This window comes from Ruegeria arenilitoris, assembly GCF_013035425.1.
Classification (GTDB): domain Bacteria; phylum Pseudomonadota; class Alphaproteobacteria; order Rhodobacterales; family Rhodobacteraceae; genus Ruegeria; species Ruegeria arenilitoris_A.
On record NZ_WQHX01000001.1, the window covers coordinates 826,676 to 840,534 of the forward strand.

At 51.9% G+C, this 13,859-nt stretch carries 17 protein-coding genes; 14 read left to right on the forward strand and 3 right to left on the reverse strand.

Features of this window, described 5'->3' with window-relative positions; translation table 11 throughout:
* Positions 1-121 precede the first annotated feature (121 nt).
* From GOV45_RS04005 to otnC, 7 genes are read left to right on the forward strand one after another with little or no spacing between them, the layout of a single operon-like run.
* Positions 122-1,129: a Bug family tripartite tricarboxylate transporter substrate binding protein gene (locus GOV45_RS04005; protein ID WP_170474499.1), complete on the forward strand. Its 1,008-nt coding sequence runs from the start codon at positions 122-124 to the stop codon at positions 1,127-1,129.
* 59 nt (positions 1,130-1,188) lie between these two features.
* Entirely contained in the window at positions 1,189-1,938 is a 750-nt protein-coding gene (locus GOV45_RS04010; protein ID WP_174823571.1) for a hypothetical protein, read from the forward strand.
* Between the two features lie 4 nt (positions 1,939-1,942).
* A complete protein-coding gene (locus GOV45_RS04015) occupies positions 1,943-3,454 on the forward strand; it encodes a tripartite tricarboxylate transporter permease (RefSeq protein ID WP_170474502.1) in 1,512 nt (503 codons plus the stop codon).
* A complete protein-coding gene (locus GOV45_RS04020) occupies positions 3,454-3,741 on the forward strand; it encodes a putative quinol monooxygenase (RefSeq protein WP_170474505.1) in 288 nt (95 codons plus the stop codon). Before GOV45_RS04015 ends, GOV45_RS04020 begins: the two co-directional genes overlap by 1 nt.
* Positions 3,738-4,535, forward strand: a complete 798-nt coding sequence (locus GOV45_RS04025) for an N-acyl homoserine lactonase family protein (protein WP_170474508.1) — start codon at positions 3,738-3,740, stop codon at positions 4,533-4,535. Before GOV45_RS04020 ends, GOV45_RS04025 begins: the two co-directional genes overlap by 4 nt.
* Positions 4,532-5,761, forward strand: coding sequence for a 3-oxo-tetronate kinase (gene otnK / locus GOV45_RS04030; RefSeq protein ID WP_170474511.1), 1,230 nt, complete (start codon positions 4,532-4,534; stop codon positions 5,759-5,761). The genes GOV45_RS04025 and otnK overlap by 4 nt, the downstream gene beginning before the upstream one ends.
* Entirely contained in the window at positions 5,758-6,396 is a 639-nt protein-coding gene (gene otnC, locus GOV45_RS04035) for a 3-oxo-tetronate 4-phosphate decarboxylase (RefSeq protein ID WP_170474514.1), read from the forward strand. The genes otnK and otnC overlap by 4 nt, the downstream gene beginning before the upstream one ends.
* A gap of 12 nt (positions 6,397-6,408) precedes the next feature.
* Here the strand turns inward: otnC and GOV45_RS04040 are convergent, their stop codons facing one another.
* The 3 genes from GOV45_RS04040 to GOV45_RS04050 all read right to left on the reverse strand — a co-directional run bounded on the left by GOV45_RS04040 (position 6,409) and on the right by GOV45_RS04050 (position 8,295).
* The gene (locus tag GOV45_RS04040; RefSeq protein ID WP_170474517.1) at positions 6,409-7,470 is read right to left on the reverse strand and encodes a YeeE/YedE family protein; all 1,062 of its coding nucleotides are present in this window, start codon (positions 7,468-7,470) and stop codon (positions 6,409-6,411) included.
* Between the two features lie 41 nt (positions 7,471-7,511).
* The gene (locus tag GOV45_RS04045; RefSeq protein ID WP_170475387.1) at positions 7,512-7,820 is read right to left on the reverse strand and encodes an ArsR/SmtB family transcription factor; all 309 of its coding nucleotides are present in this window, start codon (positions 7,818-7,820) and stop codon (positions 7,512-7,514) included.
* 100 nt (positions 7,821-7,920) lie between these two features.
* Complete coding sequence (locus tag GOV45_RS04050; protein WP_170474520.1) at positions 7,921-8,295, reverse strand: hypothetical protein; 375 nt, start codon at positions 8,293-8,295, stop codon at positions 7,921-7,923.
* A gap of 80 nt (positions 8,296-8,375) precedes the next feature.
* Between GOV45_RS04050 and GOV45_RS04055 the strand changes: the two genes are divergently transcribed.
* From GOV45_RS04055 to soxB, 7 genes are all read left to right on the forward strand, one after another.
* Complete coding sequence (locus tag GOV45_RS04055; protein ID WP_170474523.1) at positions 8,376-9,116, forward strand: cytochrome c biogenesis CcdA family protein; 741 nt, start codon at positions 8,376-8,378, stop codon at positions 9,114-9,116.
* A gap of 14 nt (positions 9,117-9,130) precedes the next feature.
* Positions 9,131-9,709, forward strand: a complete 579-nt coding sequence (locus GOV45_RS04060; protein ID WP_170474526.1) for a thioredoxin family protein — start codon at positions 9,131-9,133, stop codon at positions 9,707-9,709.
* Positions 9,710-9,840: 131 nt separating this feature from the next.
* Positions 9,841-10,317, forward strand: a complete 477-nt coding sequence (gene soxX, locus GOV45_RS04065; protein WP_170474529.1) for a sulfur oxidation c-type cytochrome SoxX — start codon at positions 9,841-9,843, stop codon at positions 10,315-10,317.
* 46 nt (positions 10,318-10,363) lie between these two features.
* Positions 10,364-10,780, forward strand: coding sequence for a thiosulfate oxidation carrier protein SoxY (soxY, locus tag GOV45_RS04070; RefSeq protein WP_170474532.1), 417 nt, complete (start codon positions 10,364-10,366; stop codon positions 10,778-10,780).
* 34 nt (positions 10,781-10,814) lie between these two features.
* Positions 10,815-11,144: a thiosulfate oxidation carrier complex protein SoxZ gene (gene soxZ / locus GOV45_RS04075; protein ID WP_170474535.1), complete on the forward strand. Its 330-nt coding sequence runs from the start codon at positions 10,815-10,817 to the stop codon at positions 11,142-11,144.
* A 70-nt stretch (positions 11,145-11,214) separates the two neighbouring features.
* The gene (gene soxA / locus GOV45_RS04080; protein WP_170474538.1) at positions 11,215-12,060 is read left to right on the forward strand and encodes a sulfur oxidation c-type cytochrome SoxA; all 846 of its coding nucleotides are present in this window, start codon (positions 11,215-11,217) and stop codon (positions 12,058-12,060) included.
* 87 nt (positions 12,061-12,147) lie between these two features.
* Positions 12,148-13,845 carry a thiosulfohydrolase SoxB gene (gene soxB, locus GOV45_RS04085; protein ID WP_170474541.1) on the forward strand — a complete coding sequence of 566 codons (1,698 nt, stop codon included), beginning with the start codon at positions 12,148-12,150 and terminating at the stop codon, positions 13,843-13,845.
* The last annotated feature ends 14 nt before the right edge of the window (positions 13,846-13,859 follow it).

Below are 13,859 nucleotides of genomic sequence, written 5' to 3' on the forward strand. Positions count from 1 at the left end.
TCCCGTTTCGCATTCATAGCGCGATAGCGGCCTTCACTACAGCCCGTTGACAGTGCATTCTGTAACGTATACATAAAAAAATGCAATAATAAACGCATTGATGACTCGAGAGGAATTAGAAATGAAGTATAGACTGAGACCGTTTGCTTTCGCTGCTTTGATGGCAACCGGGTTTGCAACGGGCGCTACCGCGCAGGACTATCCCTATCGCGACATCACAACGGCAGTAGTTTGGGGCGCCGGGGGCGGCACCGATACGATCAACCGCATGATTATGGCTGAGATGGAAAAGCACCTGCCTGTTTCGATCAACGTGATCAATCAAACCGGGGGTGTCGCGGGCTCGAACGGGATGGTTTATGTAATGAACCAACCTGACGATGGTTACACCTTGGTTGGATTGTCCGAGTCAAATGTTACGGCAGCCGTGCAAGGCGGGTGGGATCAAAAGTTCGATTTCTGGTACCCTTTCATCGTAGGCGGATCGCCAGATCTGATTTCTGTTCCGGCAGGAAGCCCATACAATTCATTAGAAGAATTGGTTGATGCCGCCAAAGCCGCGCCGGGTAGTATCCCCGCTGCTGCGTCCGGCGCGGGGTCTATTCACCACCTGAATCTACTGGCCATTGAAAAAGGGTCAGGTGCGGAGTTCAAGTTTGTACCCTACAAAGGTTCTGCGCCTGGGCAGGAGGCCGCCATCGCGGGCGAAGTAGCTTTGGTCGTTACATCCTTGGCCGAGCAGGCACCATTGATCGAAGGTGGGCAGTTGAAGCCTCTTGCGATGTTAACACCGGAAGACGCGCAAATTGCCGGAACAACGGTACCGTCCGCATTTGGAATTTATGACGGCCTTGACCAATACCTACCCCTGAAACAAGCAATCGGTTTTGCCGTGCACAACTCTGCCGGAGACGAGGTAAAAGCCGCGCTTGGCGAAGCATTCGAGCAGGCGATCGCCTCTGATGCAGTCGCCTCGTGGGCCGCCGCAAATAACTACGATGTAGGTGGACAGCATGGGGCAGAAGCTCAGGAACTGTTCGCTAATCTTGAAGCTACGTTTGCCTACACACTTCAGGATTTGGGCGCTGCAACTGTGGACCCAGCCTCACTGGGTATCCAGAAACCATAAAGCAGATCGATCGAAGGGGGCGCATTTTGCCTGCGTCCCTTTTCTTCCGGAGGCAGGAAATGGAAAAGATCGACGAAACACTGGTCTTGCGCGCGCGGGACTTTTGGGCGTCAGTGGTCCTGATCGCCGCGTCTTTGTTCTTTTTGTGGAAGACCTTGGATATTCCACTATGGGGTGAAAACCGCGCAGGAGTCAGCGGCTCAGATTGGTACAACTCGGCGGCAATAGTGCCGTTATTTATCTTTGGTGGGTTGCTTGTATTGTCCGTTGTTCTGCTCGTTACTTCAATTGGATCGGGTGGTGCTCGACAAGCGCTGAACGCGGCAGGGATCGGTTGGGACAAAGCGGAAGCGTTTCGTAGCTTAACCATCGGATTGATAATATTTGCATACGTGGTCGGTTTGGTCCCCAGAGTTGACTTTATCCTGTGTTCAGGTCTGCTAATTACAGCTTTGATCTTTGGTTTCTACGGCGGTCACTCCCAACGCGCCCTTGTGGCCTGCATTGCAGTTGTCGCCGCCGGATTTTTCGCATTTGCAACAAATCCGGCCCAGCCGGATTGGAACGCACACGGTGATGATTGGGTCACTTTGGCGCTGTGGACAGGCTTGACGGTCTTAGTGGCAATCAAAGCCCGATCCGAAAGCGTTTTGCGGGTTGTGCCAATCGTGGCGATATTGGCTCCTCTTATCCTCGTTTGCATGATGGCATTTGTCTTTCGTCAGAACGTTCCCGCGCGCGGTGGACTGATATTCAAACAGATCGAATACCACTACTACGTATCGCTTCGTCCATTGTGGAAAGACTAGCGTAATGGAGTTCATCGTTTCGCAACTTTCTGGATTTGGCGCGGCTCTCGTGAATTTGGTCGTGGATCCGCTTTCCTATGTATATTTGATAACATCGGTTTTCCTAGGTATCTCATTCGGTGCTCTGCCGGGACTTACGGCGACGCTCGCGGTAACGATACTCACCGGCTTCTTCAGCAACAAAATACCGCTCGATTACTCTCTGATCGCTTTGCTCGGAGCTTATGTTGGTGCGATTTATGGTGGGTCGTATCCATCAATTCTGTTGAACATTCCCGGCACGGCGGCCAGTGCAGCAACGGCAATGGACGGCTATCCCCTGGCGAAAGCAGGCCGCGGTGGAGAAGCGTTGGGGCTTACGACAACAGCTAGTTTCATCGGTACGGTGATCGGCACCTTGACGCTTTTGGTTTTTGTCTGGGCGCTTCTAATGGTGTCAAAGAACATCGCCAGCCCGGAAAAAGCTTTGCTTGCTCTGTTTGGTATTCTGCTTTCGGGCACGCTGATGAGCGAAGACCTGGTGATTAAAGGCTGGATTGCAGGATTGGTCGGGCTTGCGATGTCAATGGTTGGGCTTGACCCTCTTTTGTCTGAACCCCGATACACCTTTGGCTGGTCATACTTGTTGAGTGGGTTTCAGGTTGTCCCGGTTCTGATGGGTGCCTTTGCTGTTCCTCAAATCATAGATGGTTTGCGTCATGTGGAAGCAGGTAAAGTCCTGGCCCTTAAGGGACGAATATTGCCTAATCTAAAATCTGTAAGGCGACATCTGCCGACGATAGGCCGATCAGGGGTGATTGGAACGGGTGTCGGTGCGCTACCGGGTGTCGGTGAGGATGTCGCTGGTTGGGTCAGCTACGGTGTTGGAAAGACCGTTTCGTCCGAAGGTGAAAAATTCGGTCGTGGTTCCCTGGACGGTCTGTTGTGTTCTGAAACGGCCAACAACGCATGCATAGGCGGAGCGCTAATTCCCTTGCTGGTGCTGGGCATACCAGGTTCTCCCCCTGCAGCGGCTCTGATGGGCGCTTTCAAGATTAACAATGTGATCCCTGGACCGACTATAGACCCCGAGATCATCCTGCGTGTTGTGGCGATATTGGTGATAGCGTCTCTTACAATGTTTCTAATGGGGCTATTTACGGCGCGAGTCTTTATTAAGATACTTGCAATACCTCAGACTGTCTTTTTACCGGTCGTAATGGTGCTGACTACTATCGGTTCGTTCAGTGTTGGGGGCGGGATTAACGATCTTTACCTGATGCTTGCCGTCGGTGCGGTGGCATATTTCATGAACCTGATGAAATACCCGATTGCGCCGCTAGTGATCGGCGTCATTTTGGGTGGGTTGTTTGACGAGACCTTCCGCCGTTCTCTGTTTCTGTCGGACGGGGATTTGTCCGTCTTTTTTTCGCGCCCGGGTGCTGCCATTCTACTGGTGTTGAATATTGGCTTGATCGTAAGTCAATTTCCTGCAGCCAAACGGGTCTTCTCACGCCTGAAAGGATTGTCTGTCTGATGTTCGCGGTTACTGTGACCTTTACTCTCAAACCCGGAGTGCGAGAGGTTTTCTTACCGTTGATGATTGAAAATGCCGCGTCTTCGTTGCGCAACGAGCCGGGGTGTCGTCAATTCGACGTTTGTGTTGGCGACGAATCCCAGACGGTGTTTCTCTATGAAGTTTATGATGACGCGGCTTCTTTCGAAGCTCACCTAGAAAGCGCCCATTTTAAATCCTTCGATACCGCTGTGGCGAATATGATTGCCAACAAAACTGTTGTCCTTTTTTCCGAGGTTATCCGATGAGTGATTGGGAAATCCATGCTGTTAAGTATGCTGATCGTAATGCCAGAACCCGGGCAGATAGCTTTGTTTTTGACGACAATCATGACGCGCCTCACGCAATGGATTATTTCGTTTGGGTTTTGAAGCGCGGCGACGAAGTGATTCTTGTTGACACCGGCTATGACGCGGACGAAGGCGCCGCCCGTGGGCGCCCCATTGCAGTGGACCCGCGCGAGGCGTTGAAGCCGCTGGAAATTTTGCCCGAAAGCGTTAGCCAGGTCATCGTAACTCATCTTCACTATGATCATGCTGGTGGATTGCATCTGTTCCCAAATGCCAAGTTGCATATGCAATCAGCTGAAATGAATTTCGCCACTGGCCCTTGCATGTGCGAAGACCATTTACGGGCACCGTTTTCCGCCGATCATGTATGTGAAGCGATAAGGCGTTTGTACTCTGGCAAAGTTGTTTTCCATGACGGTGATGCCGAGATTGCGGAAGGAGTGACAGTGCATTGCATAGGCGGCCACTCGCGCGGGTTGCAGTGTGTTCGTGTGCGAACTGGCGCCGGGTGGATGGTACTGGCCTCGGACGCCTCACACTACTACGAGAACTTTATGGCGCGGAAAGCCTTCCCGATTGTGGTCGATTTGCAGGACATGCTGGACGGCTTTGCAACTTTGGAAAGACTGGCGTCGCACCCCAAGCTTATCATACCCGGTCATGATCCGCTTGTCCGAGAGGTTTTCCCCGTAGGGATTGCACCACACATTCACCGGCTGGACTCGGGTCCTGTTAAAGAGATCAAGTTATGAAAATAGGCGTGATAGCCGATGACTTCACAGGAGCCTCAGACATCGCGCTTACGTTGGCTGAGGGAGGTTTGCGAGTGTGCCAATTCATCGGAACTCCGGATTTCCCAGCGGCTAATGATCTCGACGCAGGAGTCGTCGCCCTAAAATCCCGGACGTCACCTTTAAACGAAGCAATTGAGGACAGTCTTGCCGCGTGTGATTGGTTATTGGCTCAAGGAGCAGAACAGATCGTTTTCAAGATCTGTTCGACTTTTGACAGCACGGCAGACGGCAACATTGGTCCGGTTTTGGATGCTTTGTCCGATCGATTGAATGCCGATGGCGTCATAGTATGTCCGGCATTTCCCGAAAATGGGCGCAGTATTTATCAAGGGCATTTGTTTGTTCAGGATAAGTTGTTGAATGAAAGCGGTATGCAGGATCACCCACTTACCCCAATGCGCGACTCAGATTTGAGGCGGGTATTAGCACAACAAACGCCAAAGCAGATCCATCATGTCAGCGCTCTTACAGTGATGCGGGGTGCTACTGAAATTCGCGCTGAGTTGTCGGCAACAGGTTATGCCATTGTGGACGCAATCCGTGATGTGGATATGATCGAGATTGGCAAGGCGGCAAAAGGCACCCCTTTGCTTTGCGGGGGTTCAGGTATTGCTTTGGGCCTGCCAGAAAATTTCCATTTTACCCAGGCGAAACCATCGTGGACCGCGGTTCAGGGCTCCGGGGTTGTACTTTCCGGTTCGTGCAGCAGAGCCACCCGAGGTCAAGTCGAAAATTATAAGCGTACGTTCCCCCATCGCGAAATCCGCGCGTCAGATGCTATCACAGGAGCGGTTGATACACAGGAATTGGCGGATTGGGTAATAGCACAGGAAACGCCACCCCTTATTTACTCATCTGCAGATCCCGCCTTAGTTAGAAAAGCGCAAACAGAATTTGGAACGGATCGAGCAGCGACCGCGGTCGAAGCTTTCTTTTCGGATTTGTCCGCGCAGTTGCTCGGCAGAGGGGTAACTCGATTTGTTGTAGCCGGAGGTGAGACATCCGGAGCGGTTGTAAAAGGGCTAGGTGCTCAGGTGCTTGAAGTCGGTCCACGCCTAGCGGCCGGAGTTCCTTTGCTTCGTTTTCATGGTTCACACCCAGTTGCATTGGCACTGAAGTCCGGAAATTTCGGAGGCGAAAACTTCTTCGCCGAAGCATTGGCAAAGATGGAGAAATCATCATGAGCGAAGAAGCCAAGCTGCGTGAAGATATCTGCAATTTGGCGAAGTCAATGTTTGACCGAGGGCTTACCTGCGGCGCTTCGGGGAATATTTCTGCGCGATTGTCTGATGGTACATTTCTGATTACGCCGACTGGCAGTTCTTTAGGCTTTCTGGAACCCATCCGTATCAGCCATCTGGACTCAAATTTTCGCCTACTCAGTGGGGATCGCCCGACTAAAGAAATTCCGTTACACGTGGCGTTTTATGAAACACGAAACCGCACTGGAGCAGTGGTTCATCTGCACTCAACATATTCGGTCGCCTTGTCGATGCTGCCTGACATTGATCCGGACGACGTTTTGCCGCCTCTGACACCGTATTCGATAATGAGATTGGGCAAGGTAAAACTGCTTCCATTCTATTTGCCAGGAGACGAAGCGATGGGCTACGCAGTCAGAAGCTTGGCTGGCGAACGCAGCGCGGTATTGCTGGCAAATCATGGCCCAGTAGTTGCGGCCAGGAACATTTGGGCCGCGGTCTTCGCAATGGAAGAATTGGAAGAGACGGCAAAATTGGCGATGCTCACACGTGGTTTGCAACCACGCTGCTTGACGACCGACGAAGTGAAGTTCGTTCAAAACCGAGGCAGACCTTAGCCTTGGGGAAGCTCAACGCTGAGTTATGAAGGACAGTCCAGTTACGAGTTGCTTTAATCCAAGAGCAGCCCCAGCGAATATCGCTAAAAACGTTACTGGTGCACTGTAGGCCAGCAGCGAGAAAGCGGAGATACCCTGTCCGACACTGCATCCGACCGCAATGATTGCCCCGGGTCCCATGATTGCGGCCCCCAACATCTGGCGCTTTAGTTCCCGCGGGTCTTCGCAAGCTTCCCATCGGAAGTGACCCTTGGACCAAGACCCCAGGAAGGCACCTATTAGAACGCCTGTGACCGATCCAACAGCGAATGAAAGCGTCGTGCCGGATGCGGTCATGAGGTAGAACATTGTATCGCCGAGAGGCGCGGCAAAGGTATGGGTTTGCACCGTCTCTCCTTCGAATCCGTGTGCCGCGACCCAGTTTGTGCCGAGCCAACCAGAGACTATTGCCAATCCAACTGCAGCGCCCCAAAAGACCTGCGAAGGGGCGCGGCGAAGTCTGTCGCTTAGCAATGCGAAAACCACTAAGGCTGCACCAGTTGTTGTGCCGATTAACCAAGCTGGAATTGCGATCATTCGTTCGGCAAGAAAACTGATGCTTTGCGGCTCGCTCAGGTTCATTTCCACCGGGAAAATCCAAACCCTTAGATACGCCAATGGTCCTGACATAACGACGTAAGCGGAAAGGCCCATTATCAAAACGATAACGAATGATCGAAGGTCACCACCTCCGAGCCTTGCCAACGCGCCATAGCCACAGTTCCCACTTATGGCCATGCCGTACCCAAACATGAGACCGCCCACGATCGAACCAATTGGATTCCAGGATTGAGCGAGATATGCCGTTTCAACCGGGTCAAGCCAACCAAGCGCTATTGCAAAGTGGCTGCCTGCAATCGCGACACCGATTGCGACCGCCCACATGCGCAAACGCCGGTCATCATTTGCATATATGTAGTCTTCGATCGCACCCAACGTGCAAAAGCGGCCAATTCGCGCCGCCAAACCCAACACAATTCCGCCAATCAAACCGATCAGAGCGACAGTATTGGCGTCTCCCAAGATTTCGAACATGCCAGGCTCCTCCCAAAGCTGGCGGCGATTCAAACCCGTTTCTACTTTTCCCTGCAGAATAGATCGTAGACGACTTCGAGGATTTGCGTTGATCGGTCATCGGCCAACCTGTAGTAGATCGTCTTTCCCTCACGTCGTGTTTTTACCAAGCCCTCGTAGCGCAAGCGGGACAATTGTTGAGACACCGCAGCCTGTCGTGCCGACAGCATTTCTTCCATCTGCGTGACGGATTTCTCTCCTGAAGATAAATAACACAAGATCATCAGACGTCCCTCATGGCTTATAGCTTTGAGGAAGTTTGAAGCCGTCTGAGCATTCTCCATCATTCTATCCAGGTCTTCGGCGCACATGTCTTTCGAGAACACAGGCAGTTTCGAAGATTTGTCCAACACGATCGCCTCGCTTTCATAGCTAAACGCATTCAAAATAGTTTATGTAATTTGTTTCAATTTAGCCAGAGGTCTCAATCGCCACTCCTCCGTCACGGAGTAAAACACCAAGCAAACCCCAAAAAAAGTCTTCCCCAGGATATCCTTCGATACGACCGATTTCCTGCCCGTCTTCCAGCAAAACAAAGGTCGGTGTGTAAAAAAGTGGCTTTTCTAGAACGATATCATCTGGGGTGGATCTGTGGATATCTATGCGGCGAAGCGGAGCCACTTTACCTTCCGGTGTCTTGGGATAGATCTGGGAAATTTCGGAATCCCAGCGTTCACACCACATACAGCCCTCTTCTTCTGCCATAAGTAGCGTCATTTGGGCGCGTGCGATAACAGGTGCAACAAGCAAAGTGATTGCAAGTAAAAGCAAGTGTAAGTGGCGCATTGCAAGCTCCGATTGACCGCGGGACTATATCTTTATAATTTTGAATGTGTGAATAATAACGCGTCAGGACGATTTTGGCCATGCTCGATATTACATTTGCAGGAGCTTTGGCCGCAGGGCTATTGTCGTTTCTTTCACCCTGTATCTTACCAATTGTGCCTTTCTACCTCAGCTATCTGGCTGGCGTCGGAATGGAGCAAATCGCGGCGGATTCAGCCATTTCCTCTGACATCCGCCGCAAGGCGACGCTTTTGGCGATTGCATTTGCGGCAGGGATTATTACGATTTTCATGGCTCTCGGCGCAACAGCCTCGGTTTTTGGACAGTTGGTTCGTGAGTATTTCGACATTTTGCGATGGATTGCGGCGGCGATCATTATCGCAATGGGCTTGCACTTCTTGGGGGCCATTCGCGTCGGTTTTCTTTATCGCCAGTTTCGGGCAGAAGTTGGCGATACATCAAGTGTCAGTCCAATTGGTGCATACATTCTTGGGCTCGCTTTCGCCTTTGGCTGGACTCCATGTGTTGGACCAGTGTTGGCGGCTATTTTGTTCACGGCTGCAGGCACGGATACAGCTTGGCGCGGCGCGGGGCTTCTGTTCGTTTATGGCGTTGGAATGACCGCACCCTTTGTTGTTGCCGCCTTTCTGGTAAAACCGTTCATGCAATGGATGGCGAGGTTCAGAAAACATCTGCCTAAAGTAGAAAAAGCAATGGGCGGACTTCTGATTCTCTTCGGCCTTCTGATCGCAACCAATTCCATAAACTACATCGCTCAGTGGATGTTGGACTACATGCCTTGGCTGGCAGCCATAGGCTGATTAGGGAGAATGTCATGAAACGAGTTTTTCTATCTCTAATACCATTCCTGTTAGCAGCCATAGTATCCGCCGCAGAGCTTGGCGACGACGGTCTGCATAAAACGCCGTGGATGCGTGACACTTTCAAAGACCTTCGCGAGGATCTTGACGAGGCTTCCGGTGAAGGTAAGCGGTTGGTACTATTTATTGAGCAGCAAGGCTGTATTTACTGCAAGAAGATGCACGAGGAGGTTTTCCCTCAGCCTGATCTCGCCTCTTACATCGAAGAAAACTTCTTTGTAGTTCAATTGGATTTGCACGGAAGCACTACGGCCATCGACTTCGATGGTGATGAAAATGAACAACGGGCTCTGATGCGCAAATGGGGCATCTTGTTCACGCCAACTCTTGTATTTTTGCCCGAAGACGTACCCGAGGGCGTCACGGCAATCGAGTCTGCAGTCGCTGTGATGCCGGGGGCGTTTTCTAAAGCAACCACTATAGATCTTTTTACATGGGTCAACGAAAAACGCTATGAACTTGATAACGATGAAGATTTTCAGCGTTATCATGCACGCCGCATTCAAGAGCGAAACAATATTTCGCAAGATTGACTGCACTCTTTATAAATAAAAAAATTCAAAATAATGAATTTAATGTTGCGACGGACCATGTCCGTGGACTACGGTGCACATGGGCTTTGGGTCGCAATGCGCCGTCGGCGCGGTAGCAAATGGGAGGGATCATGAAGCTGAAACTCTTAACTTTGGCCTGTCTATTAACAGGCAGTGCTGCCTTTGCGGCAGAGACTGGCCCAAAGGACGTCAGCTATGACGACTATGGCGCCATAGAAGAATCGCTTACCGGGGTCGCCGGCGACGCAGAAAGCGGTGCGATCATTGTTGGTGAAAAATCCAAGGGTAATTGCGTAGCTTGTCATGAGGTCACAGCACTGGCCGACATTCCGTTTCACGGCGAAGTCGGTCCGATGTTGGATGGCGCAGGCGATCGTTGGACCGAAGCGGAACTTCGTGGACTGGTCGCAAACGCAAAGATGACATTCGAAGGCACGGTTATGCCAGCGTTTTACAAGGACGATGGCTATATCCGTCCAGGTGATGCCTACACGGGCAAAGCTCCGTCTGCACCTTTGACGTCGATACTTACAGCGCAGGAAATTGAGGACGTGGTCGCATTCCTAGCGACACTGAAAGAGGAATAATCCCGCCTTCTGGCGTGAGACTTCAAGAATTCAAAGGAGTTTGAAAATGGATCTTTCTCGTCGCGAGACTCTGGCCCTCGGTCTAGGAGCTGCGTTCCTGACAATTGTGCCGTTCCGTGCAAATGCAGCGGCTGAAGATGCGATAGCCGCGTTTACCGGTGGCGCGGAAATGACCGAAGGTGGTGTAACACTAACGGCTCCGGAAATCGCTGAGAATGGGAACACAGTGCCGATCGAAGTCAGCGCACCTGGGGCTGCTTCGATTCTGATTGTTGCGGCTGGCAACCCAGAACCGGGCGTCGCCACGTTTAATTTCGGCCCTTTGGCCGCTGAACAAGCAGCTTCAACCCGTATCCGCCTTGCAGGAACACAGGATGTCATTGCCGTGGCCAAGATGGCGGACGGCAGCTTTGCGAAGACGTCTGCGACCGTAAAAGTGACAATTGGAGGCTGCGGCGGCTGATCGCCACGCACCCTGAATAACAGGAGATTTTCCAATGGCATCCGGTGTAAAACCCCGCGTCAAAGTTCCAAAAACAGCCGCTGCTGGCGAAACGATCACGATCAAAACACTGATCAGCCATAAGATGGAAAGCGGTCAGCGGAAAGACAAAGAAGGCAACGTTATTCCTCGCTCGATCATCAATCGATTTACCTGCGAGTTTAACGGAGAACTCGTTGTTGACGTAACGATGGAACCGGCAATTTCGACTAATCCGTACTTCCAGTTCGATGCAACCGTGCCTGAAGCAGGGGAATTCCTTTTCACATGGTACGACGACGACGGATCTGTCTATGACACCAAAAAATCGATCGAGATCGCCTGACGGCTCGACCACTACGGCAGGTCAGCGCTGGCTGCGAATTCTGGCGCTGCTCCACCAAGGGAGGAATGCAATGAATATGAAGGCAATGACGGCGATAGCGGCATTTCTGGCTTTACCGATAGCGGCGGTGGCCGGACCGGACGACGACAATCTCGTGATTAACGACGAGCTGGACATGATCTCGGTTACCGATGCGCCGGAGCACGTCGAAAATTTCGACAAGATTTATTCAGGTTGGCATTTCCGGACAGATGAAACCCAAGCACTGCAGATTGATGATTTTGACAATCCCGCAATGATTTTTGTCGATCAGGCTTCCGACCTTTTTGAAACGGTTGACGGGGCGGCCGGTGAAAGCTGTGCCTCATGCCACGACGGCGTCGAAAGCTTCCAGGGCCTGCAAGCGTCAATGCCCAAGGTCGATTCTGAAAGCGGCAAGCTAGTTGTTATGGAAGATCTGATTAACAAGTGTCGGACGGATCGAATGGAAGCGGAACCATGGAAGTGGTCAGGTGGAGACATGCAGGCAATGGTCGCATTGCTTGGCTTGCAATCGCGCGGAATGCCCATGAACGTTTCCATTGATGGCCCCGCTGCTCCTTATTGGGAGCAGGGTAAAGAGATGTACTATACCCGTTACGGTCAGTTGGAATTGAGTTGCGCCAATTGTCACGAAGATAACTGGGGTAACATGATCCGGGCAGATCACTTGAGTCAGGGAATGATCAACGGTTTCCCGACTTATCGATTGAAACAAGCCAAATTGATTTCGCGCCATAATCGGTTTCGCGGTTGTATTCGTGATACCAGGGCCGAAACTTTTGCCGAAGGTTCGGACGAATTCCGCGCGCTAGAACTCTACGTGGCGTCGCGTGGCAACGGGCTTTCGGTCGAAACTCCGGCTGTGCGGCAATAACGAAGCACCCGCGCTGGAAATATCTGGCGCGGGTTTTTGATGACATTTACATTCACACATTTAGATGTGATAGAGGAAAGTCAGTAGATGATTTCGCGACGTGATTTTCTCCAAGTCTCAATGGCGGCTTCGGCGCTATACGGTGCCTCCGGATTTGGCAACTGGTCCAGACTTGCTGCGCAGCAAAGCTTAACGCAAGATCAACTTCTTGAATTTGAAACTTTTGGTAACGTCAGCCTGATCCATGTCACGGATATTCATGCGCAGCTTAAGCCGATCTATTTTCGAGAGCCTGAGGTCAACCTAGGTATCGGCAACGCGCGTGGACAAATGCCGCATGTGACAGGCGCCGCGTTCCGCAAGGCTTATGGTATAGATGATGGAAGCCCATCGGCCTATGCGTTGACCTACGACGACTTCGCGGCACTGGCCAAAGCCTATGGCCGGGTCGGTGGGCTAGACCGAGTTTCAACAGTCATTAGCGCCATTCGGGCTGAACGTCCTGACGCATTGTTGCTGGATGGCGGCGACACCTGGCACGGTTCCTACACCTGCTATCAAACCGCTGGCCAAGACATGGTCAATGTCATGAACGCACTAAAACCTGACGCGATGACGTTCCATTGGGAATTCACGTTGGGCAGCGAACGGGTCAACGAGATAGTGGAAGGTCTTCCATTTGCATCGCTAGGTCAAAACATTTTTGATGCGGAATGGGACGAACCAGCAGAGTTGTTTCAGCCCTTCAAGTTCTTTGATCGCGGAGGTTCCAAGATTGCCGTCATTGGACAGGCATTTCCATACATGCCGATCGCAAACCCTAGCTGGATGTTTCCAGAATACTCTTTTGGGATCCGCGACGAAAACATGCAGGCCATGGTGGACGAAGTGCGAGGAGCCGGTGCTGATGTCGTCGTCGTGCTAAGTCATAATGGATTCGATGTGGATAAAAAGATGGCGGGGCAGGTGCAAGGGATCGATGTGATCCTCAGCGGCCATACCCATGATGCGCTGCCCGAGCCGGTTTTGGTGGGTAAAACACACATCATAGCATCAGGCTCCAATGGCAAATTTGTCAGCCGGGTCGACTTGGATGTTCGGGATGGTCAGATGATGGGATTGAAGCATAAGCTAATTCCAATCTTTTCTGACGTTGTCGTACCTGATCCCGCGATCACCGCTCTCATCGATGAACAGCGGGCGCCATTCAACACGGCGTTAAGTGAGGTGATCGGCAGAACCGACTCCTTACTCTATCGCCGCGGCAACTTTAACGGAACCTGGGATGACCTGATCTGCGATGCGTTGATCAGCGAACGTGAGGCGGACATTGCTATGTCGCCGGGGGTTCGCTGGGGGCCGTCAATCCTGCCGGGGCAGGAAATCACGCGGGAAGACATTTGGAACGTCACTTCGATGACCTACCCAAATGCTTATCGTACTGAAATGACGGGTGAATTCATCCACGTAATATTGGAAGATGTCGGCGACAATCTGTTCAACCCCGATCCCTACTACCAGCAGGGCGGCGACATGGTTCGTGTCGGTGGGCTTGGTTATCGCATCGACGTGACCAAGCCGCAGGGACAGCGGATCAGCGACATGACGCTTCTCAAAACCGGCGAGGCGATTGATCCAGCAAAGACATACATTGTGGCAGGTTGGGCCAGCGTTAACGAAGGCACCGAAGGCCCCCCAATCTGGGATGTCGTCGAAGATCACATTCGCAGCCAAGGTACCGTAACTGTTGGGCCTAATACATCGGTCGAGGTTATTGGCGCCTGATACAGCGCTGCAAC

Coding starts and splice junctions, on each gene's coding strand:
- GOV45_RS04005 (WP_170474499.1), top strand. CDS start 122: ATGAAGTATAGACTGAGACCGTTTGCTTTCGCTGCTTTGATGGCAACC.
- GOV45_RS04010 (WP_174823571.1), top strand. CDS start 1,189: ATGGAAAAGATCGACGAAACACTGGTCTTGCGCGCGCGGGACTTTTGG.
- GOV45_RS04015 (WP_170474502.1), top strand. CDS start 1,943: ATGGAGTTCATCGTTTCGCAACTTTCTGGATTTGGCGCGGCTCTCGTG.
- GOV45_RS04020 (WP_170474505.1), top strand. CDS start 3,454: ATGTTCGCGGTTACTGTGACCTTTACTCTCAAACCCGGAGTGCGAGAG.
- GOV45_RS04025 (WP_170474508.1), top strand. CDS start 3,738: ATGAGTGATTGGGAAATCCATGCTGTTAAGTATGCTGATCGTAATGCC.
- otnK (WP_170474511.1), top strand. CDS start 4,532: ATGAAAATAGGCGTGATAGCCGATGACTTCACAGGAGCCTCAGACATC.
- otnC (WP_170474514.1), top strand. CDS start 5,758: ATGAGCGAAGAAGCCAAGCTGCGTGAAGATATCTGCAATTTGGCGAAG.
- GOV45_RS04040 (WP_170474517.1), bottom strand. CDS start 7,470: ATGTTCGAAATCTTGGGAGACGCCAATACTGTCGCTCTGATCGGTTTG.
- GOV45_RS04045 (WP_170475387.1), bottom strand. CDS start 7,820: ATGTGCGCCGAAGACCTGGATAGAATGATGGAGAATGCTCAGACGGCT.
- GOV45_RS04050 (WP_170474520.1), bottom strand. CDS start 8,295: ATGCGCCACTTACACTTGCTTTTACTTGCAATCACTTTGCTTGTTGCA.
- GOV45_RS04055 (WP_170474523.1), top strand. CDS start 8,376: ATGCTCGATATTACATTTGCAGGAGCTTTGGCCGCAGGGCTATTGTCG.
- GOV45_RS04060 (WP_170474526.1), top strand. CDS start 9,131: ATGAAACGAGTTTTTCTATCTCTAATACCATTCCTGTTAGCAGCCATA.
- soxX (WP_170474529.1), top strand. CDS start 9,841: ATGAAGCTGAAACTCTTAACTTTGGCCTGTCTATTAACAGGCAGTGCT.
- soxY (WP_170474532.1), top strand. CDS start 10,364: ATGGATCTTTCTCGTCGCGAGACTCTGGCCCTCGGTCTAGGAGCTGCG.
- soxZ (WP_170474535.1), top strand. CDS start 10,815: ATGGCATCCGGTGTAAAACCCCGCGTCAAAGTTCCAAAAACAGCCGCT.
- soxA (WP_170474538.1), top strand. CDS start 11,215: ATGAATATGAAGGCAATGACGGCGATAGCGGCATTTCTGGCTTTACCG.
- soxB (WP_170474541.1), top strand. CDS start 12,148: ATGATTTCGCGACGTGATTTTCTCCAAGTCTCAATGGCGGCTTCGGCG.